Annotated in this window: 18 protein-coding genes; 6 read left to right on the plus strand and 12 right to left on the minus strand. The window is 66.0% G+C overall.

Annotated elements, in window-relative coordinates:
• Nucleotides 1-11: 11 nt before the first annotated feature.
• Genes lipB through SLQ30_RS11225 form a run of 3 tightly spaced genes read left to right on the plus strand, consistent with a single transcriptional unit; the run spans nt 12 to nt 2,420 of the window.
• On the plus strand, nt 12-689 hold the full coding sequence (gene lipB, locus SLQ30_RS11215) for a lipoyl(octanoyl) transferase LipB (protein WP_319446338.1): 678 nt from the start codon (nt 12-14) through the stop codon (nt 687-689).
• Complete coding sequence (gene lipA / locus SLQ30_RS11220) at nt 686-1,660, plus strand: lipoyl synthase (protein ID WP_319446339.1); 975 nt, start codon at nt 686-688, stop codon at nt 1,658-1,660. The genes lipB and lipA overlap by 4 nt, the downstream gene beginning before the upstream one ends.
• A gap of 4 nt (nt 1,661-1,664) precedes the next feature.
• Nucleotides 1,665-2,420, plus strand: a complete 756-nt coding sequence (locus SLQ30_RS11225) for a DUF4191 domain-containing protein (protein ID WP_319446340.1) — start codon at nt 1,665-1,667, stop codon at nt 2,418-2,420.
• A gap of 4 nt (nt 2,421-2,424) precedes the next feature.
• Here the strand turns inward: SLQ30_RS11225 and SLQ30_RS11230 are convergent, their stop codons facing one another.
• Nucleotides 2,425-2,919, minus strand: coding sequence for an RDD family protein (locus SLQ30_RS11230; protein ID WP_319446341.1), 495 nt, complete (start codon nt 2,917-2,919; stop codon nt 2,425-2,427).
• A gap of 118 nt (nt 2,920-3,037) precedes the next feature.
• On the opposite strand from SLQ30_RS11230, the gene glnA reads away from it, so the two are divergent.
• A complete protein-coding gene (gene glnA / locus SLQ30_RS11235) occupies nt 3,038-4,474 on the plus strand; it encodes a type I glutamate--ammonia ligase (protein ID WP_319446342.1) in 1,437 nt (478 codons plus the stop codon).
• Nucleotides 4,475-4,673: 199 nt separating this feature from the next.
• Here glnA and SLQ30_RS11240 read toward each other — a convergent pair whose 3' ends face one another.
• A complete protein-coding gene (locus SLQ30_RS11240; protein WP_319446343.1) occupies nt 4,674-4,931 on the minus strand; it encodes a hypothetical protein in 258 nt (85 codons plus the stop codon).
• 409 nt (nt 4,932-5,340) lie between these two features.
• Between SLQ30_RS11240 and SLQ30_RS11245 the strand changes: the two genes are divergently transcribed.
• Entirely contained in the window at nt 5,341-5,742 is a 402-nt protein-coding gene (locus tag SLQ30_RS11245) for a DoxX family protein (protein WP_319446344.1), read from the plus strand.
• On the opposite strand, the gene SLQ30_RS11250 is transcribed toward SLQ30_RS11245, so the two are convergent.
• The 8 genes from SLQ30_RS11250 to SLQ30_RS11285 all read right to left on the minus strand — a co-directional run bounded on the left by SLQ30_RS11250 (nt 5,739) and on the right by SLQ30_RS11285 (nt 17,840).
• Nucleotides 5,739-6,599: a TIGR03619 family F420-dependent LLM class oxidoreductase gene (locus SLQ30_RS11250; protein WP_319446345.1), complete on the minus strand. Its 861-nt coding sequence runs from the start codon at nt 6,597-6,599 to the stop codon at nt 5,739-5,741. The two genes, SLQ30_RS11245 and SLQ30_RS11250, sit on opposite strands and share 4 nt — an antisense overlap.
• Nucleotides 6,596-7,267 (minus strand): PaaI family thioesterase, encoded by a 672-nt coding sequence (locus SLQ30_RS11255; protein WP_319446346.1) that lies wholly within the window; start codon nt 7,265-7,267, stop codon nt 6,596-6,598. Before SLQ30_RS11255 ends, SLQ30_RS11250 begins: the two co-directional genes overlap by 4 nt.
• The gene (locus tag SLQ30_RS11260) at nt 7,264-10,230 is read right to left on the minus strand and encodes a bifunctional [glutamine synthetase] adenylyltransferase/[glutamine synthetase]-adenylyl-L-tyrosine phosphorylase (protein ID WP_319446347.1); all 2,967 of its coding nucleotides are present in this window, start codon (nt 10,228-10,230) and stop codon (nt 7,264-7,266) included. The genes SLQ30_RS11255 and SLQ30_RS11260 overlap by 4 nt, the downstream gene beginning before the upstream one ends.
• A gap of 33 nt (nt 10,231-10,263) precedes the next feature.
• Entirely contained in the window at nt 10,264-11,601 is a 1,338-nt protein-coding gene (locus SLQ30_RS11265; protein ID WP_319446348.1) for a glutamine synthetase family protein, read from the minus strand.
• 84 nt (nt 11,602-11,685) lie between these two features.
• Nucleotides 11,686-13,215 carry an alpha/beta hydrolase gene (locus SLQ30_RS11270; RefSeq protein ID WP_319446349.1) on the minus strand — a complete coding sequence of 510 codons (1,530 nt, stop codon included), beginning with the start codon at nt 13,213-13,215 and terminating at the stop codon, nt 11,686-11,688.
• 128 nt (nt 13,216-13,343) lie between these two features.
• A complete protein-coding gene (locus tag SLQ30_RS11275; RefSeq protein ID WP_319446350.1) occupies nt 13,344-14,852 on the minus strand; it encodes an alpha/beta hydrolase in 1,509 nt (502 codons plus the stop codon).
• Between the two features lie 47 nt (nt 14,853-14,899).
• Nucleotides 14,900-16,408: an alpha/beta hydrolase gene (locus SLQ30_RS11280; protein WP_319446351.1), complete on the minus strand. Its 1,509-nt coding sequence runs from the start codon at nt 16,406-16,408 to the stop codon at nt 14,900-14,902.
• Between the two features lie 40 nt (nt 16,409-16,448).
• A complete protein-coding gene (locus tag SLQ30_RS11285; RefSeq protein WP_319446352.1) occupies nt 16,449-17,840 on the minus strand; it encodes a wax ester/triacylglycerol synthase family O-acyltransferase in 1,392 nt (463 codons plus the stop codon).
• A gap of 219 nt (nt 17,841-18,059) precedes the next feature.
• Between SLQ30_RS11285 and panB the strand changes: the two genes are divergently transcribed.
• Entirely contained in the window at nt 18,060-18,920 is an 861-nt protein-coding gene (gene panB, locus SLQ30_RS11290) for a 3-methyl-2-oxobutanoate hydroxymethyltransferase (RefSeq protein ID WP_319446353.1), read from the plus strand.
• A 2-nt stretch (nt 18,921-18,922) separates the two neighbouring features.
• Here the strand turns inward: panB and SLQ30_RS11295 are convergent, their stop codons facing one another.
• Together SLQ30_RS11295 and SLQ30_RS11300 are read right to left on the minus strand one after the other, a co-directional pair.
• Nucleotides 18,923-19,702, minus strand: a complete 780-nt coding sequence (locus SLQ30_RS11295; RefSeq protein ID WP_319446354.1) for an enoyl-CoA hydratase/isomerase family protein — start codon at nt 19,700-19,702, stop codon at nt 18,923-18,925.
• Between the two features lie 25 nt (nt 19,703-19,727).
• Complete coding sequence (locus SLQ30_RS11300) at nt 19,728-20,396, minus strand: TetR/AcrR family transcriptional regulator (RefSeq protein WP_319446355.1); 669 nt, start codon at nt 20,394-20,396, stop codon at nt 19,728-19,730.
• Between the last annotated feature and the right edge of the window lie 122 nt (nt 20,397-20,518).

A 20,518-nucleotide genomic window follows, 5' to 3' on the forward strand; every position in this document is an offset into this window, starting at 1 on the left:
AGCCTGGAAACATGGCTTCGGCGTCGATCAGATCCGCAGACACTGGGGTTGACGTCCGCCGACTCGGCATCATCGACTACCAGGAGGCCTGGCGCCTGCAGCGGTCACTCGCCGAGGCGCGCCAAGCCGGCGGGCCGGACACCCTGCTGCTGCTCGAGCATCCCTCGGTGTACACCGCGGGCAAGCGGACCGAGCCCCACGAGCGCCCGCGCGACGGTCGCCCCGTGGTGGACGTCGATCGCGGCGGCAAGATCACCTGGCACGGGCCTGGGCAGCTGGTCGGCTACCCGATCATCGGCCTGGCGCAGCCGCTCGACGTGGTGAACTTCGTACGCCGCCTTGAAGATTCGTTGATAGCGGTGTGCGCAAACGTTGGGCTCAGCACCGGCCGTGTCGAAGGCAGGTCAGGAGTGTGGGTGCCCGGCCTGGGTGGTCGACCAGACCGCAAGATCGCCGCCATCGGCATCCGAGTCGCCAAGGCGACGACGTTGCACGGGTTCGCGCTCAACTGCGACTGCGAGTTGGACGCGTTCTCGTCGATCGTGCCGTGCGGCCTCGCGGACGCGGGCGTCACGTCGCTGACCGCCGAGCTGGGCCACCGCGTCACCGTCGACGACGTAGCTGGCCTCGTCGGCGAAGCGGTCCGCGACGCCCTGGATGGCCGTCCGGCGCTAGCATCGATGCAATGAGCGTCGAGCCCGAATCCCCCGTCGCAGGCCCGTCGGCTCCTGGGATCCGCAAGCCGCTACGGCTTGAGGTCCGTAACGCCGAGACTCCCATCGAACGCAAGCCACCGTGGATCAAGACGCGGCTGCGGATGGGCCCGGAGTATCAGGAACTGAAGGCCCTGGTCCGTCGGGAGGGCCTCCATACCGTCTGCGAAGAAGCCGGCTGCCCCAACATCTACGAATGCTGGGAGGACCGGGAGGCCACCTTCCTCATCGGCGGGGAACAGTGCACACGCCGCTGCGATTTCTGCCAGATCGACACCGGCAAGCCCGCCGAGCTCGATCGCGACGAGCCCCGCCGGGTGGCCGAGAGCGTCGCCGCGATGGGGCTGCGCTACAGCACCGTTACCGGCGTCGCCCGTGACGATCAGCCCGACGGCGGCGCCTGGCTGTACGCCGAGACCGTGCGACAGATCAAGGCGCTCAACCCGAACACCGGCGTCGAACTGCTCATCCCCGACTTCAACGGCATCGCCGAGCAGCTTCAGACGGTGTTCGACGCACGCCCGGAAGTGTTGGCGCACAACCTCGAAACGGTGCCGCGCATCTTCAAGCGCATCCGTCCCGCGTTCCGGTACCAGCGCAGTCTCGACGTGCTGACTGCGGCCCGCAACGACGGCCTGGTGAGCAAGAGCAACCTGATCCTCGGGATGGGTGAAACGCCCGAAGAGGTCCGTTCAGCGCTCACCGACCTCCACGAGGCGGGTTGCGACATCGTCACCATCACGCAGTACCTCCGCCCGACCGTGCGCCACCACCCGGTGGAACGCTGGGTCAGGCCCGAGGAGTTCGTCGAGCACCAGAAGTTCGCCGAGGGGCTCGGCTTCGCCGGTGTCCTCGCTGGTCCGCTGGTGCGTTCGTCGTATCGAGCGGGTCGGTTGTATGCGGAGGCCGCGCGGATACGGATGAATGCCAGCCCACCCGTATCCTGATCGAATGGCTAAGAGCAAGGACCCCGCAGCCGTCAAGGCCGCGAAGGCTGAGGCGAAGGCGACGCGCAAGGCGGCCTCCAAAGAGCGCAGGAGCCAGCTGTGGCAGGCGTTCCAGATTCAGCGCAAGGAAGACAAGCGGCTCCTGCCGTACATGATCGGCGTGTTCGTGCTCGTCGTGGCTGCCGCGGCGGTCGCGGGTTACTTCAGCGGCAGCATCTTCACGATGGTGATGCTGATCGTGCTCGGCGTCATACTCGGCGCCCTGCTGGCGTTCATCATCTTTGGCCGCCGGGCCCAGAAGTCGGTCTATAGCAAGGCCGACGGTCAGACCGGCGCGGCCGCGTGGGCGTTGGAGAACATGCGCGGCAAGTGGCGGGTGACGCCAGGCGTCGCGGCCACCGGACACTTCGACGCGGTGCACCGCGTCATCGGCAGGCCGGGCGTGATCTTCGTCGGCGAAGGGGCGGCCGCCCGCGTCAAACCGCTGCTCGCGCAGGAGAAGAAGCGCACCGCCCGACTGGTCGGCGAAATTCCGATCTACGACATCGTGGTCGGCAACGGCGAGGGTGAGGTGCCGCTGTCCAAGCTGGAGCGCCACCTGACCAAGCTGCCTGCCAACATCACCGTCAAGCAGATGGACTCCCTGGAGTCGCGCCTGGTGGCGCTGGGTTCACGGATGGGGCCTGCGGCGATGCCCAAGGGGCCGCTGCCGGCGGGCGCGAAGATGCGCGGCGTGCAGCGCTCCGTGCGCAGGAAGTAACCGGCTAGCGGCGTACGACCGCGGTTCCAGTGAGCTTGTCCTGGAGTCCGCGGCCGTCGCTGTCGGAGAACAGCACGGGCACGATCAGGAACACCAGCAGCCCACGCACCAGCGCTCGCCCAACGCCGACGTGCTCGCGGTGGTCGATCGACGCGACCCGCAGGCCAAAGGCGTACTGCCCTGGCGTGAAGGTGAACAGTCGCACCGCCACGACGCCCAGCAGCAACCAGACCAACACTCCTGCCGTCGAACCCCGCCACGAGTACAAGAACTCGGCTTCGCCGATGAACCCGAATACGACAAGCAGGCGGGCCAACCCGGCGGCGATGAACCAGTCCACGAAGAGTGCGCCGATGCGACGACCGGTGCCGGCCAACGAACCCGGGCCGGTCGGCGGCAGACCTAGGCGCTGACCTGGATAGTCGTCTGCGCCCTTTCCTGGCGTTCCCTGTTCGTAAGGTGGTGGACCGGACAGCCAGGATCCGTACTCGCGGGGCATGCAGCCAGCATAGGTTGGAGCGAATTGCGTAACGTCCGCGCAACATGCGGTTGACTGCAGTGCAACATCGTGTCCATAGCGTCAACCGGCGGGCTACCAGTCAAAGGAGATTAATTCAGTGGCAGAAAAGACAGCCGACGACCTTTTCAAGCTGATCAAGGACGAGAACGTCGAGTACGTCGACATTCGATTCTGCGATCTGCCCGGTGTCGTCCAGCACTTCTCGATCCCGGCCTCCGCCTTCGATGAAAGTGTGTTCGAAGACGGATTGGCGTTCGACGGATCATCGGTGCGTGGCTTCCAGTCGATTCACGAATCCGACATGATGCTGCTGCCGGACCCCGAAACCGCGCGCATCGATCCGTTCCGCAAGGCCAAGACGCTCAACGTCAACTTCTTCGTGCACGACCCGAACGACAAGTCGGCCTACTCGCGTGACCCGCGCAACGTCGCGCGCAAGGCCGAGGACTACCTGAAGAGCACCGGCATCGCCGATACCGCCTACTTCGGTGCGGAAGCGGAGTTCTACATCTTCGACTCCGTGTCATTCGACTCGAAGATCAACGGCACGTTCTACGAAGTGGATTCGGAGTCGGGCTGGTGGAACACCGGCGAACCCTTCGAGGCCGACGGCAGCCCGAACCGCGGCTACAAGGTCCGCCCCAAGGGTGGCTACTTCCCGGTCGCCCCGTACGACCACTACGTCGACCTGCGCGACGAGATGGCCACCAACCTGCAGAACTCCGGGTTCATCCTGGAACGTGGCCACCACGAGGTCGGCACGGCGGGCCAGGCCGAGATCAACTACCGGTTCAACACGCTGCTGCATGCGGCCGACGACGTGCTGCTGTTCAAGTACATCATCAAGAACACCGCGTGGGATGGCGGCAAGACCGTCACGTTCATGCCCAAGCCGCTCTTCGGTGACAACGGTTCCGGCATGCACGCCCACCAGTCGCTGTGGAAGGACGGCAAGCCGCTGTTCTACGACGACAAGGGTTACGCCGGATTGTCGGAGATGGCGCTGCACTACATCGGTGGCATCCTGCACCACGCCCCGTCGCTGCTGGCCTTCACCAACCCGACGGTGAACTCGTACAAGCGGCTGGTACCGGGCTACGAGGCGCCGATCAACCTGGTGTACAGCCAGCGCAACCGGTCGGCGTGCGTGCGCATCCCGATCACGGGCGAGAACGCCAAGGCCAAGCGCCTTGAGTTCCGCTGCCCGGACAGCTCGGGCAACCCGTACCTGGCGTTCGCGGCGATGCTCATGGCAGGGCTCGACGGCATCAAGAACAAGATGGATCCAGGTCTGCCCATCGACAAGGACCTCTACGAATTGCCGCCGGACGAGGCCAACAACATTCCGCAGGCGCCGACCTCGTTGACGACGGTGATCGACAATCTCGAGAAGGACCACGAATACCTCACCGAGGGTGGGGTATTCACCGAGGACCTGATCGAGACGTGGATCTCCTTCAAGCGGGAGAACGAGATCATGCCGATCCAGATCCGGCCTCACCCGTACGAGTTCTCGCTGTACTACGACGTGTAGCTAGCGGTTCTCAACCCGCGGTGCGTCCGCACTGCGTTTGATCGACACAGCCCGGTCCCCCATCGCAGCAACGATGGCGGACCGGGTTGTCTCATCTCAGCCGGACCACATGTGGGCGTACGTGTCGAGCGTGGTTTCGCTGAGGAGCGCCGTGGCCGGAGCCTGCTGGAGGAACCTCACCGAGACCCGACACCGCGCGCTATTCAGACTTGTAGCGGCGCACAACGTCGTCAGGCAACGCTCCGGCCGCAATGCGCCGTCGCCTGTAGTCGCACCAAATGGTGTAATTCGAATCATCGACTACCTGGGTCGGACCCTCAACGGGCTTGACGACCACCAGAGGGGCATACCGGTCGATGTACTTGATGCCGATGATGTCGCCCACGCGAACATCTAAGGGCGCAACCTCCACGTAGCTGCCGATGTCTACGCCCATTTTCTGGTTGTAACCGAACATTGAGCCACCTCAGAATCCGTACCGATAGGTGGCAAGCGGGGTTCTGGGCCGACCACTTAAAGCGTAACCGCCGCTACCGTCGGAACGGGCCACTTCTGAAGCACCGCGACCAGTCCGCATCTCAGCAAACGGCCCGATTTGGCAGCTGGCCCGCAGTCAGCACACACAGGTTTCACGGACGCTCAAAACCGCACCCGACCGCAACGCGGAAATCTGCTGCGCCGAAACAACTTCCGGCGATTAACGACATGTTGAAGGGGTCAGCAAACGCTGAAAACCCGCAGGATGTACTCGCCGTACTACGATTTTGACTCGACTCGCCGATGTGACGTTTAACCGACTCGCCGTTTGGCGGACCCCGTCAGCCTTCGGGCAGGAGGGGCCCGTTCGTATCGGTAGTGTTGAGCCAATGACGAAACTTGAGGCAAAGCTCACCTCGTTCTCGCCGTTCGTGCTCAGTGTGTTCCGAATCGTGTTCGCATTACTGCTGCTTTCCCATGCCACGTCACATCTGTTCGGCTTCCCGGTGGCCCGGCAGCAGGCACCGGTCGGCTCTTGGCCGATCTGGTGGGGCGGGCTCATCGAAGTGGTCGCAGGACTGCTGATTCTGACGGGGCTGGTCACCCGCTTGGCGGCGTTCATCGCCTCAGGCGTCATGGCTTACGCGTATTTCATGCAGCACCAACCGAAGTCCTTGTGGCCCATCATCAACAACGGCGAGCCTGCGGTGCTGCTGTGCTTCGGCTTCTTCCTTCTGGTCTTCACCGGCGGCGGCGCGTGGGCGCTAGACGCCGGACGGGCCAGACGTTAGCCGTCGAGCGCGAGGTCCTTGCGGAAGCGCTTCATGCCGTCGATCTTCTCGGCGAGCGAGGCCTTGGGCCCGGAGTAGAACATCCACGGCATGGTGATGATGCCATTGATGCCCCCGGCTTCGGCACGCTCGTAGTGCTCCGGCGTGAAGGCGTCGGTGAGCGGGGTCAGCACCGTGAAATCCTGCATGGTCAAGCCCTTTTCGGCGCGTAGCTCGCGTACCCTGTCGACTGAGGCCAGCGCGCGCTCGGTGGTGATGAGGTCACCGATCCAGCCGTCGTTGCGCGCGGCGCGGCGCAGCGCGATGTCCGACAGCCCGCCGGAGTAGATCGGGATGTGCGGCGGCGTGGGTTCCATCTCCAGCCGCGGCGTGGAGTAGAACTCCCCGGAGAACTCCGTCCAGCCGGGCTGCCACAGCGCGCGCATCAACTCCAGCATTTCGTCGGTGCGCTTGCCGCGGCGGTCGAACCGCTGGCCCATCAGGGTGAACTCTTCCTCGCACCAGCCCACGCCGATCCCGAGTTCCAACCGGCCGTCAGCCAGGCAGGCCGCCGTGCCAATGGCTTTCGCCGCGGAGTAGGGATCGCGCATTGCCGGCAGGTACACGGTGGTGACGAAACGCAGCCGGGTGGTGACCAACGCGATCGCCCCGATCATCACCCATGGGTCGGGCCAGTGCGTGAACGGCTGCCACCGGCGCGAACCGTCCTTGGTATAGGGATAGGGCGTTTCAAGCGTCTCGAGGTTGATGACGTGGTCGGGTATGCCCATGCCGTCGTAACCGAGTTCGTCTGCGGCCTTGGCGATCTCGACGACTTCCTTGATGTCCAGGAAGGCCGTGCTGACGTAGAACTTCACGCTGTACGAATCCCCGGGTCGCTACGCTCCTGCCCGCCGGCGTCCCGCGCCCACGCCGGTTCAATGAACACCCCTTCGGCCTCGACGGTGTAGCCATCGGCATCGCTGAGATAGCCCTTGGCGTAGGTCTTCACACCTTCGATGCGCTCCACGAACGCCTCGGCCCTCAGTGCGCCGAGCGGCGTGCCGCGCAGGTAGCGCAAGCTGATGGTGCCGGTGAACTTCGGCTTGGTCAGCCCGTCGCTGGCGGCCTCACCGAGGATGTGGTCGAGCAGCAGGGCGCATATGCCGCCATGCACCAGCCCTGGCGGACCCTCGTACGCCAGCCCCAGGGTGAACTCGGCCCAGCAACTTCCATCGGCCTCATGCTGGATGAGCATCGGCGGTGCAATCGCATTGCGCAGTCCCACTGCTGGATTGGCCCACGCCAACGGGCGTCCCGTGCCTGCGTGTCGCAGGGTCGACGTCGTCTCGAACCGACTACCCTCCAGCGCGTCGGCCACCTTGTCGATGGTGGCCTGCGCGTCGCGGATGATCTGCTCGTCGGCTCCAGTACGGATGCCCGCGTCGACGAGCCTGCGTAGCGACTGCGTCAGGGGTTCGTACAACGCACTCAGCCGTTCGTACTCCTCAGCGCTCACCGTGGTGAACGCGAAGTCCATGCTCATGTCTCGAAGACCTTTCGTACCACCGTCTTTGCCCGGCGCGTGACCCTCAGGTAGTTGTCGAGGAATTCGCCGCCGTCGCCGTCCTCCCAGCCCGCGGCCACCGCGACGGCGTTGAGTTGCCGGCCTGGACCAGGCAACTGATCGGTGGGCTTGCCCTTCACCAGGACCAACGCATTGCGCGCCCGCGTCGCCGTCAGCCACGCGTCGCGCAACAGGTCAACTTCCTCTTCGGGTAGCAGCCCTGCGGCGCCAATGACGTTGAGCGACTGCAAGGTCGACGTGTTGTGCAATTCGGGGAGGCCATGCGCATAGCGCAGCTGCAACAGCTGTACGGCCCATTCGACGTCCGCGAGTCCGCCCCGGCCGAGCTTGGTGTGGGTGTTCGGGTCGGCGCCGCGGGGCAGCCGCTCGGCATCGATGCGAGCCTTGACCCGCCTGATCTCCTGTACCGCCGCAACGGACACGCCGCCGGCCGGATACCGGGTCTCATCGATCATCAACAGGAACCGGTGGCCGAGGTCTTCGTCGCCTGCCATCCGGTGAGCGCGAAGCAGCGCCTGAATCTCCCACGGCTGCGCCCACTTTGCGTAGTACGAGGCGTACGACTCCAGCGTGCGCACCAGTGAACCGTTGCGGCCCTCCGGTCGCAGGCTGGTGTCGACCTCCAGCGGCGGGTCGGCGCTTGGCGTACCGAGCAACTTGATCACCTGGTCCGCGATAGTCACCGACCACCGCGTCGCGACGGACTCCTCGACACCGTCGTGCGGTTCGCACACGAACATCACGTCGGCGTCGGATCCGTATCCGAGTTCGTGGCCGCCCAGCCGACCCATTCCGATGACCGCGATGCGCGCGGGCACCCCGTCGTCGGGCGTGTTGGCGCGAATCACCGCGGCGAGCGCAGCTTCGAGCACGGCCACCCATACCGCGGTCAACGCCTTACACACGTCGGTGACGTCGAGCATGCCGAGCAGATCGGCCGATGCGACGCGCGCCAATTCGCGGCGCCGAAGCGTGCGCGCGGCCGCAATGGCGCGGACCGGGTCGGAATGTCGGCCCACCGAAGCGACCAGCGCACGCGCCAGGGTGTCGGGCTCGACCTCGAGCAGCTTGGGCCCCTGGGGGCCGTCGGCATACTGCTGGATGACCTCGGGCGCGTGCATCAGCAGGTCGGGGACGTAGGCGGACGTGCCGAGCACCCGCATCAGTCGCTTGGCCACCGCGCCCTCGTCGCGCAGCGTCGCGAGGAACCAACGTTGGTCGGCCAACTCGTCGCTGATCTTGCGATACGCCAACAGGCCCGCATCCGGGTCAGGGGTGTCCGACAGCCACTCCAGCAGGGTGGGCAGCAGCACCTGTTGCACCCGACCGCGGCGGCCACTGTGGGTGGTGAGCGCGGCGAGATGCGTCAACGCGCTCTGCGGACCCTCGTAACCCAGTGCGGCAAGCAGACGTTCGGCTGCCTTGGGCGATGTCGCAGGGGAGAATTCGGCGGCCGGTCCGCCGACCGATTCGAGCAGCGGTTGATAGAAGAGCTTGGCGTGCAGCCTCGACACGCGCATGCTCTGGCGCTTGAGTTCCTCGCGCAGCACGCCGAGCGCGTCGTGCTGGCCATCGGGCCGCATGTGCGCGGCGCGCGCCAGCCACCGCAGCTTCTCCTCGTCGTCGGCCTCGGGCAGCATGTGGGTGCGCTTGAGCCGCTGCAGTTGCAGGCGGTGTTCGAGCAGCCGGAGGAACTCGTAGGACGCGGTGAGGTTGGCGGCGTCGTCGCGACCGACGTATCCACCCGCAGCGAGCGCGGACAGTGCGTCCACAGTCGACGCGACGTGCAGTGATTCGTCGTTGCGGCCGTACACCAGTTGCAGGAGTTGCACCGCGAACTCGACGTCGCGCAGCCCGCCCGTCCCAAGTTTGAGCTCGCGGGCCCGCTCCCCGGCGGGCACCAGTTCCTCGACCCGCCTGCGCATGGCCTGCACCTCGGGGACGAAGTCCTCGCGCTCGGAGGCCGTCCACACCATCGGCATCAGGGCCGCGATGTACTGCGCGCCCAGCTCTGGGTCACCGACCGCGGCCCTGGCCTTGAGCAAGGCCTGGAACTCCCAGGTCTTGGCCCACCGCTCGTAGTAGGCGACGTGCGATTCGAGGGTTCTGACCAGGGCGCCCTGCTTGCCCTCGGGCCGGAGCGCCGCATCGACCTCGAAGAAGGCATCGTTGGCGAACCGCATCAGTTCGCCCGCGACGCGGGTGGTCACCGTGTCGGCGTGCTCCGCGACGAAGATGACGTCGACGTCGCTGACGTAATTGAGTTCCCGGGCGCCGCACTTGCCCATCGCGATGATCGCCAGCCGTGGCGCGGGCGCGGCGTCGTCGCAGACCGTTCTGGTCGCGACGATGAGCGCGGCGCCCAGCGCGGCGTCGGCGATGTCGGACAGGTGTGCACCGACCGTCGGGAAGTGCAGCACGGACTCGTTCTCGACCGTCGGAGCCAGATCGAGGCCGGCCAGCACCAGCAGGCGGTCGCGGTAGAGCTTGCGTAGCGAGAACTTCAGCGCACTAGGGTCGGCACCCGATTCGGCGACGGCGGCGAAGTCGCGCCGAAGTTCTTCGGCGGACGGGAGTTTGACGTTGCCCGACAGCAGGTGCCAAGCCAGCGGTTGCGCTACGAGGTGGTCGCCCAGTGCCAGCGACGAGCCGAGCACGCCGAACAGCCTGCCCCGCAGTGCACGGTCCTTGAGCAGCGCGCGGTGCAACTCGTCCCAGCCGGCTCCGAGCTCGTCGGCCAGTCGGACGGTGGTACGCAGCGCGCCGTCGGCATCGGGTGCGCGCGAGAGCGCCCACAACAATTCGACGTGTGCGTCGGTGTTCCAGCCGAGCCGGTCCAGGGCCGCGCGGGCGTCGGCCTCGACCAGCCCGAGCCTGCCGACGCTGGGCAGCGTAGGACGCTGCGTCGCGGGTTTCGGCACAACGGCAAGGTTACAGCCGTCATCGCACCGTCTTTACAAGGACAGGTAGGCCTTGAGCTCGAACGGCGTGACGGTGCTGCGGTAGCTCTCCCACTCCGCGCGCTTGTTGCGCAGGAAGAAGTCGAACACGTGCTCCCCCAACGCTTCCGCGACGAGCTCGGACGTCTCCATCTCGGTAAGGGCAACGCCGAGGCTGCTCGGCAGCTCTTTGTACCCCATCGCGCGGCGCTCCTCGGGGGTCAGCGTCCACACGTTGTCCTCGGCCTGCGGGCCGAGCTGGTAGTTCTTCTCGACGCCGCGCAGCCCGGCGGCGAGCAGCACTGCGAAAGCCAGGTACGGGTTGCATGCGGAGTCGGGGCTGCGCACCTCGATGCGGCGCGACGCCGCCTTGCGCGGGGTGTACATCGGTACGCGGACCAGCGCGGAGCGGTTGGCCGCACCCCAGGACGCTGCGGTCGGCGCTTCACCACCGTGGACGAGCCGCTTGTAGGAGTTCACCCATTGATTGGTGACGGCGCTGATCTCCGACGCGTGCTCGAGGATGCCCGCGATGAACGACTTGCCGACGTCCGACAGCTGGAGTGGGTCGTCCGGGCTGTGGAAGGCGTTGTTCTCGCCTTCGAACAGGCTCATGTGCGTGTGCATGGCCGAGCCGGGATATTCGGCGAATGGCTTCGGCATGAACGACGCCCGCACGCTCTCCTTGAGCGCGACCTCCTTGACGACGTAGCGGAACGTCATCACGTTGTCGGCCATCGACAATGCGTCGGCGTAGCGCAGGTCGATCTCCTGCTGACCCGGCGCCCCCTCGTGGTGGCTGAACTCGACGGAGATGCCCATCGACTCCAAGGCCTCGATGGCATGCCTGCGGAAGTTGGGCGCGGCGTCGTGGATGGTCTGGTCGAAGTAGCCGCCATTGTCAGCTGGGACCGGGGGCTGGTCGTCGCTGCCCGGCTTCAGTAGGAAGAACTCGATTTCCGGGTGCACGTAGCAGGAGAAGCCGAGATCGCTGGCCTTGGCCAGCTGGCGGCGAAGTACGTGCCGCGAGTCGCCCCAGGACGGGGAACCGTCGGGCATGGTGATGTCGCAGAACATGCGGGCGGAGTGGTGCTTGCCCCCGCTGGTGGTCCACGGCAACACCTGGAACGTCGACGGATCCGGCCGGGCGACGGTGTCGGATTCGGAGACCCGGGCGAAGCCCTCGATCGAGGAGCCGTCGAAGCCGATGCCCTCTTCGAAGGCGCCTTCCAACTCGGCAGGCGCGATGGCTACCGACTTGAGGTATCCGAGCACGTCGGTGAACCAGAGCCGCACGAAGCGGATGTCGCGTTCCTCCAGCGTGCGCAGCACGAATTCCTTCTGCCGGTCCATGGTGGCAGCGTAGGCATCTGCTGTTAATTCTGTGTTACGTGGACGGTTTTCAACGCGTCACGATGCTCGGGAAAACCGTCAGCGCTAGCACTGCAAGTTCGGCGCCGGTTGCGTCGAATCGACGAGGAAGTTCACGACGGCCGTGTCGACGCACTGATCACCGTTGAACACGACGGTGTGTTGGGTGCCCTCGAAGGTGATGAGCGCGGCACCCATCTCGTGGGCGAGGTCGACACCCGCTTGGTAGGGGGTGGCGGGGTCGTGAGTGGTGGATACGACGACCACCTTGCCAGGGCCGGGCGAGGCCACCTGGTGAGGAGCCGATGTCGGCGGAACCGGCCATATGGCGCACATGTCCCGCGGCGCGAATCCCGTGAAGTCCCCGTAGGCCATGAAGGGGGCGGCGACACGCGCGCGGGCATCGGCGTCGACCCACGCCGCCGGATCCGTCGGATACGGACTGTCGACGCAGCGGATCGCGGTGAACGCGTCCTGCTGGTTGGAGTAGTGCCCCGCCTCGTTGCGGCCCTGGTAGTCGTCGGCCAGCAGGAGCAGGTCGCCCGCATCGGTCCCACGTTGCAGGCCGAGCAGCCCGCTCGTCAGGTACTTCCAGTAGCGCTTGGTGTAGAGCGCGTTGACGGTGCCGGTGATCGCGTCCGAATAGCTCAACCCCCGCGGATCCAACGTCCGCCCGAGCCGCTGCACCAAGGGGTTGACGAGCTGGTGGTAGCGCGCGACGAACTGGCTCGGGTCCTGTCCGAGCGGGCAATCGCTGGACCGCGCGCAGTCGGCGGCGTAGTCGTCGAACGCCGTTTGGAATCCGGCCAACTGGCGAATGTTCTCCCCTATCGGGTCGGAGCCGGGGTCGACCGCCCCGTCGAGCACCATGGCCCTGACTCGGTCCGGGTAACGCTCGGCGTAGTTTGCGCCGAGCTCGGTGCCATAGGAGAACCCGAGGTAGTTGACCTGGCTGTCCCCCAACGCCGCCCGCACGACGTCCATGTCCTGGGCGGTCGAGGCTGTCCCGACGTTGGCGAGGAACGCCTGGCCGGTGTGGGCCAGGCAGCCCTGGGCGATCTGCTGATAGACCTGCTCGATGCGCGCGACGCCGGCTTGGCTGTAGTCCACCATCGGGTCGCGCCGGAACGCGTCGAAATCGGCGTCAGACCGACAACGCACCTGAGGTGTGGAATGCCCGACGCCGCGCGGGTCGAAGCCGACCAGGTCGAAGCGCCGGGCGATTTCGGTGCCAGCCAGGCCCGCTGCCATCCCGGCGACGGTGTCGACCGCGGAAGCGCCTGGGCCACCAGGATTTACCATCAGCACGCCGAGTCGGTCACCCGTCGCGGGCACCCGGATCACCGCCAGTTGGACCTGCGGACCCTGCGGGTCGGCGTAGTCGACAGGCACGGAGACCGTGCCGCACTGTGCGGTGGGAATGTCGGCAGCGTTGCCAACGACGCCTGCGCAGCTGCCCCATACCGGCGCCTGTCCGTAGGGCACCGCGGACTGGCCCTCCGGGGAAGCGGCGGCTACCGGGTGGCCAACGGAACAGGTCATCAGAATCGTCAGTGGCACAGCCAGAAGCCTTGACGCCCGCCACATGGCGAACATGTTCGCACGCAACGGCCTTCGGAATGCGATCAGAGACAAGGCAGCAATCAGACGGTGACTAGATGGTGACTAAACGGGGTTCGGCGGGCAGGAGCGCAGCGACCGGGGAATGATTCAGCACTCAGCACTCAGCACTTGGCGCCCGGCGGAGGCACCACGACGTCGACGAGGTACTTGGCCGCGATGTCGTCGACACACGAATTCCCTTGGAACACCACGGTGTGTTGGGTGCCCTCGAACGTCAGCAGCGATCCGCCGAGCTGCTTGGCGAGATCGACACCCGCCTGGTACGGCGTGGCCGGGTCGTTCGTCGTCGATACGACGAGGATCGGCGGCAGCCCCTTGACCGAGATCTCGTGCTGCTGGGACGTCGCGGGCACCGGCCAGAACGCGCACGTGCTCAGCGGCGCGTGACCGGTGAACTCGCCGTAGTTCATGAAGGGTGCGGCCTCACGGACACGGCGATCTTCCTCGATGGCCGAGTTTCGGTCGGTGATCGGCGTCTTGTCCACACAGTTGATCGCCACCCTGACGTCGGTGGAGTTGTCGTAGTGCCCCTTGGCGTCGCGGCCCATGTAGAAGTCGGCCAGCTTGAGCATGGTGTCGCCGCTGCCTCCGCGAAGCTCGGTGAGCGCTTGCGTGAGATGACGCCACAGATTCGGCGAGTACAGCGGCAGGATGGTGCCGATGATCGCGTCGCCGTAACTCAGGTTGCGTGGGTCCGCGGTCTTCGCGGGATTCTCAACCAGCGGATCGACCAGCCCCTTATAGACGTCGACCGCCTTGGTCGGATCGGTGCCGAGCGGGCAGTCCGGGCTCTTCGCACAGTCGGCGGCGTAGTCGTTGAACGCCTGCTGGAACGCTGCGGCCTGGCGGACGTCGGCCTCGACGGGGTCCGCGTTCGGGTCGACGGCGCCGTCGAGAATCATGGCCCGGACGTTCTGCGGGAAGGCCTCGGCGTACGTGGCTCCGATCCGGGTGCCGTACGAATAGCCGAGGTAGGTCAGCTTCTTGTCGCCGAGCGTCTGCCGAATTGCGTCGAGATCCTTTGCCACGCTTGCGGTGCCGACGTTGGCGAGGAATTCCTTACCCATCTTGTCGACGCACCGGCCGACGAAGTCCTTGGTTTCGGACTCCATGTGCGCGACGCCGGCGGGCGAATAGTCGACCAGGGGTTCGGCCCGCAGCCTGTCGTTCTCCTCGTCGGAGTTGCACCACACCGCAGGCCTCGACAGGCCCACCCCGCGGGGGTCGAAACCGACGAGATCGAAGTGCTGACGCACTGATTCGGGCAAGGCGGTGACCCGCGAGGCCGCGGCCTCGATGCCGGACTCCCCCGGGCCGCCCGGGTTGATGACGAGTGAGCCGATCTTCTCGCCGGTGGCCTTGAACCGGATCATCGCGATGCGCGCGACGTCCCCGTCTGGTTTCGAGTAGTCGATCGGGACGGACAGCAATCCGCACTCGGCACCTGCCGGGATGTCGGCGGCCGCGGATGCGGGCACGCACTTCGCCCACTGCACGGGGCTGCCAGGACGCGGGGCGGCGATCACCGCACGGCCGCCGACCGCTCTGGCGCAGCCCGCGACCACCAACACCACCATGGCGGCCGCAAGGACCCCCCGTCTGAGGCTCATGGCTGACCATGGTGCCATGACCTCACATAAGCGCAGTTGACGGGCGATCAGCACCTGGCGCCAGGCGGCGGCACCACTAGGTCGACGAGGTACTTGGCTGCAATGTCGTCCACACAGGCGTTGCCTTGGAACACGACGGTGTGTTGAGTGCCCTCGAAGGTCAGCAATGAGCCACCCAACTCCTTCGCCAAGTCGACGCCGGCCTGGTACGGCGTGGCCGGGTCGTTGGTCGTCGACACCACGAGGACCTGCGGCAGCCCACTGACCGAAATCTGATGCGGCGTCGAGGTCGGCGGTACTGGCCAGAACGCGCAACTGTTCAACGGGGCGTCCCCGGTGAACTCGCCGTAACTCATGAAGGGCGCCACCTGGCGGGTGCGACGGTCCGCGTCGATGACCTTGCTGCGATCGGTTACCGGCGGTTCGTCAACGCAGTTGACCGCCATCTGGGCATCGGTCGAGTTGCTGTAATGGCCGTGTTCGTCGCGGCCCATGTAGAGGTCGGACAGGGTGAGCATCGTGTCGCCCTTGCCGTCGCGAAGTTCGGCGAGTCCGTCCGTGAGATGGCTCCACAGACTGGGCGAGTACAGCGCTTGAATGGTGGCGATCACGGCGTCCGGGTAGCTCAGTTGGCGCGGATCCTGAGTCTTCGCAGGGTGTTCGACCAGCGGGTCGACCATGCTCTTGTAGACGTCGACCGCCTTGGCCGGGTCGGTGCCGAGCGGGCAGTCCGGGCTCTTCGCACAGGCGGTGGCGAAGTCGTTGAAGGCCTGTTGAAACGCTGCGGCCTGACGGATGTTGGATTCGATGGGGTCGGCATTCGGGTCGACGGCGCCGTCGAGAATCATCGCGCGGACATGCTGCGGGAAGGCCTCCGCGTACGCCGAACCGATCCGGGTGCCGTACGAGTACCCAAGGTAGGTCAGCTTCTCGTCCCCGAGCGCGGCCCGCATCGCGTCGAGATCCTTTGCCACACTTGCGGTGCCGATGTTGGCCAGGAACTCCTTGCCCATCTTGTCGACGCAGCGCGCGACGAGGTCCTTGGATTCGGACTCGATGTGCGCGACGCCGGCGGGTGAGTAATCGACGTCGGGTTCGGTCCGCTCCCGGTCGTTCTCCTGATCGGAGTTGCACCGCACCGCAGGCTTGCTGCGCGCCACCCCCCGCGGATCGAAACCCACCAGATCGAACCGCTCCCGAACCGACGCGGGTATGGAGCCGACGAGGTCCACCGCAGCGTCGATCCCGGACTCACCCGGCCCGCCCGGGTTGACGATCAGCGAACCGATCTTGTCGCCGGTGGCCTTGAACCGCACCATCGCAATCTGTGCGACGTCGCCGTCGGGCTTGCTGTAGTCGACCGGAACGGACAGCAATCCGCACTCGGCACCGGCGGGTACCTGGGAGTCCGGGGATGCGGGCTTGCACTTCGACCATTGCACGGGGGTACCCGGACGCGGTGCGCCGATCACCGCACGCCCGTCGACCAGCCTGGTGCAACCGGCCACTAGCAACACCACTGCGGCCGCCGCGAAGGCAGCCCGTTTGAAGTTCACGGCGAACCATGCTTCCACGGCAATCTGAGCTCTTGATGAGTTAGCGGGTCGCGGCCAACAACTCGTCGAGTGCCACGCGGAAGTCGTCGGCCATGTCCCACAGGTCCGGCAGCAGTTCAGGGCAGGAGATCAATCCGACGTCGAGCGTCCCGCTCAGCGACATCACGGTGATGTTCAGGCCGGATCCGTGGAAGATCGGGCCGAGCGGATACATCGCCTTGACCTCGGCGCCAAGGAAGTACAACGGGATCTGCGGCCCTGGCACGTTGGAGACGACCAGGTTGTGCACTGGCAGGGCGCTGGTCAAGCTGCTGCGGGCGTACACGCGCATCGCCACCCCGAACACCGCGGGCGCGGCGAACTGGGACCAGTCCTGGAGCAGCGTGGCGCCAATGGCCGCACTGTGTTGTTTGGCAACCGAATTCGCGTCGGCGATGGCCTTGAGCCGCGCTGCGGGATCCTCGACGTTGGTATTCAGTTTGGAGAACATCCCCGAAACCTGGTTGCGGCCAGGCCGATCCGACTTGTCGTGCACCGACACGGGCACCATGGCGACCAACGAGCTGTCCGGCAATTCGTCGCGGTCGAGCAGAAACCGTCGCAGTACGCCCGAAACCAATGCCATCACCACGTCGTTGACCTTGACGCCGAAGTGGTTCTTGACGGTCTTGATGTCCTCGAGGTCGAGCTGGGCGAACGCGACGTTGCGGTGCCCGGTGACGGTGGCGTTGAACGCGGTCTTGGGCGCGGCGAAGGGTGCCGCCATGCTCAGCCCGCTGCGCGCCCGCTTCACGGTGTCCACCACCGTCGACAGCGTCGACGGCAGCACGTTGGCCAGCTTCAAGGGTCGGGTGACGAACTTCACCGCCCCCGAAACGGCGATCTCGAGGTTCGACCCGCCACCGACTCCGTCGACGGGATCGGGCGGCGGCGCATCGGCTTCGGTGGTGCAGAGCTGGGACATGAGGTTGGCGCCGGTGACGCCGTCGACGCCGGCGTGGTGCACCTTCGTCATGACCGCCAACCGTCCACCGTCGTGCGCGTCGGTGCCTGCGACCCCTTCGATCACCCACATCTCCCAGAGCGGTCGGCTCCTGTCGAGGTTCAGTGACGCGATGTGGCCGCAGATCTCGGCGAGCTCGGCGCGGCCACCCGGTGACGGCAGCCCGATGCGGTGCAGATGCCGGTCGACGTCGAAGTCCTTGTCCTCCACCCACACCGGGTGATCGAGGTTCAGTCGGTTGTCGGCCAGTTTCTCGCGAAACTCGGGCATGGCCTTGATGCGCACCCCGAGTGCGTCCCTCAGCGTGGCGAATGTGTAGCCGCCGGGAATCGTCGAGGTGTCGATCTCGAGGATCGAGCACACATGCAGTGGCTGTGAAGCGGTTTCGAGGTACAGGAAACTGGCGTCGAGTCCGCTGAGCCGTTGCATGTCGCCGATGTTATGCCTGGCGACGGCGGTATTGCGCGAATCCAACCAACCGGCCCCGGCGGTTGGTTCGGGGCATGAGTGTGAGCTTTTCCTCAATGTGAGGAAATCCACTTCACCCGTAGTTCACCTTCGGCGCTCGGAGTGACAGACTGGTGGTGTCAGACGACCCGGGGACCCGATTTGGGCCTCGAGGACGACCCGACCACACAAGGGACAATGATGTCTGAGCAGACGGTTTACGGTGCTGCCACCGATTCGGCCGACGCGACTTCCGAGCGCAAGCCTCGGACCAAGGTACGTACCCACCACTTGTTGAAGTGGAAGTCCGAGGGCCACAAGTGGGCCATGTTGACGGCCTACGACTACTCCACCGCCCGCGTCTTCGACGACGCGGAGATTCCCGTACTTCTGGTTGGCGATTCCGCCGCCAACGTCGTCTACGGCTACGACACCACGGTGCCGGTGACCGCGGATGAGCTGATCCCGTTGGTGCGCGGTGTGGTGCGCGGTGCACCGCACGCGCTGGTGGTGGCGGACCTACCGTTCGGCAGCTATGAAGCCGGCGCCCAGCAGGCGCTCGCCACCGCAACGCGGTTCATGAAGGAGACCGGGGCCGCCGCGGTGAAGTTGGAGGGCGGCGAACGGGTCGCCGACCAGATCGCCACGCTGACTCAGGCGGGCATTCCGGTGATCGCACACATCGGCTTCACGCCGCAGAGTGTCAATGGGCTCGGCGGTTTTCGCGTTCAGGGCCGCGGTGACGCCGCCGAGCAGACCATTCACGACGCCATCGCCGTGGCCGAGGCAGGCGCCATCGCCGTCGTACTCGAAATGGTGCCCGCCGAATTGGCTACCCAGATCACCGGCAAGTTGACCATTCCCACCATCGGCATCGGCGCGGGCCCCAATTGCGACGCGCAGGTACTCGTCTGGCAGGACATGGCTGGCATGACGGCAGGCAAGACCGCGAAGTTCGTCAAGCGCTTTGGCGACGTTGGCGACGAATTGCGCCGCGCGGCAACGCAGTACGCCAACGAAGTGGCCACCGGCACATTCCCTGCCGAGGCGCACTCCTTCTAGCTCTAGGCGAACTTGGGCGCGCGCTTGGCGACGAAGGCCGCGATGCCCTCCTGCCCGTCGGCGGAACGCGCACTGTCCCTGATGTACTGACTCTCGAGTTCCATCTGCTCTTCGAGGCCGGTGCGGTAGGTACCAAGCAGCAGCCGCTTGACCGTTCCGTTGGACGTGCGCGACGTGGCGGCCATCTCGCCGGCGAGCGCTTCCGCCCGTGCGGCGAGCTCGGTATCGGGCACCACTTCGGTCAACAGGCCCCAATCCAACGCCTCGGCGGCCTTCAGCGTGCGGTTGGTGAGCATCAACTGCTGGGTGCGCCGGATGCCGATGAGCCGCGGCAGGTAGTACGACGAGCTCCCGTCGGGGCTGAGCCCGGCCTTGGTGTACGCCATGGTGAACTTCGCCGATTCGGCGGAGAGCACCAGGTCACCGGTGACGGCGAGGCTGAAGCCCGCGCCCGCGGCGGTCCCGTTGACGACGGTGATCACGACCGCGTCCATGCGCGCGAAGGTCGACAGCGCCCGGTGCAGATCGTCCGCGATGCCCTTGACGAAGGTCCCCGGATTCGGCGCGGCGGCCATGGCCTTGAGGTCGCCGCCTGCGCAGAAGAACCGGCCAGCGCCGGTGATCGTGACGACCTTGGTGGTTTCGGTGTCGCACAGCGCGGCGGCAACGGCGAGCTCGCGGGTCAGCGTGTCGTTCATCCCGTTCGCAGCGTCGGGCCGGTTGAGCACGATGTTGGTGATGGGCCCGGACTGGGAGAACGTCAGCGTCTCGAAAGCGGTCATGGCGCAAACGGTATCGCAGCGGGTGTTACGTCATCACACCGATATGTAAGCCAAGTCGAGTCGCCGTCGCCTGCCTCAGCGCGGCGAAGTCTCCGCCGAATCCGAGCGTGCGCAACGCGCCGTCGGCGATTGTCCACGGCTGCTCCGGCGGGCAGCCTCCATCGTCGGACCGACGGTTGATCACCGCTTCGGCGAGCCGGAACGGCAGGTCGGCCGCGTCTGCCGGACCGTCGCATTCGACAATCGCGGCGTCGGCCAGCCTTCGGTACCGTTCGCGCAGTTCGGTGCGGTCCAGTCGGAACTGCTCGAATCGGTCCACGCGCAATTCGGGAAGCAGATAGAGCGCGCCGAGGTTCCACGTGCCGCAGCACAACTGGGTGACGTCGGCTACCACCAGTGCGTGCAGCCGTGTCGTTGCCGGGCCATCTTGCTCGAGCAGCTCTCCGGCCAACCGGAGCGGCTCGTCGACGGTGCCTGCCAGCAACGCGTCGAGGATGTCGTCCTTGGTGGCGAAGTGGTGGTAGAGCGAGGCTTGGCGCACTCCGACGGCGTCGGCGATGCGACGCGTGGACGTGTTCGCGTAGCCGAGCGTGGTGAACAGTTCGGCGGCGGCGTCAAGGATCTCTTCACGGGCGGTCTTGCCCGGCCGACGGGAGCGCTCCAGCCTGGGGCGTCCGCGACCATCGGTGTGCATGGCCACATTGTGGCACTCGCGCTCGCCGTGCACGAATACCTATCGTTTGATAGAAATAGGTCAACGTGCCGGTAACAGCAGCGACACCACCCCGGAACGCCTTGCCCGAAAACTTTCAGGTG

The sequence above is a fragment of the Mycobacterium sp. RTGN4 genome, from assembly GCF_033804635.1.
Classification (GTDB): Bacteria; Actinomycetota; Actinomycetes; order Mycobacteriales; family Mycobacteriaceae; genus Mycobacterium.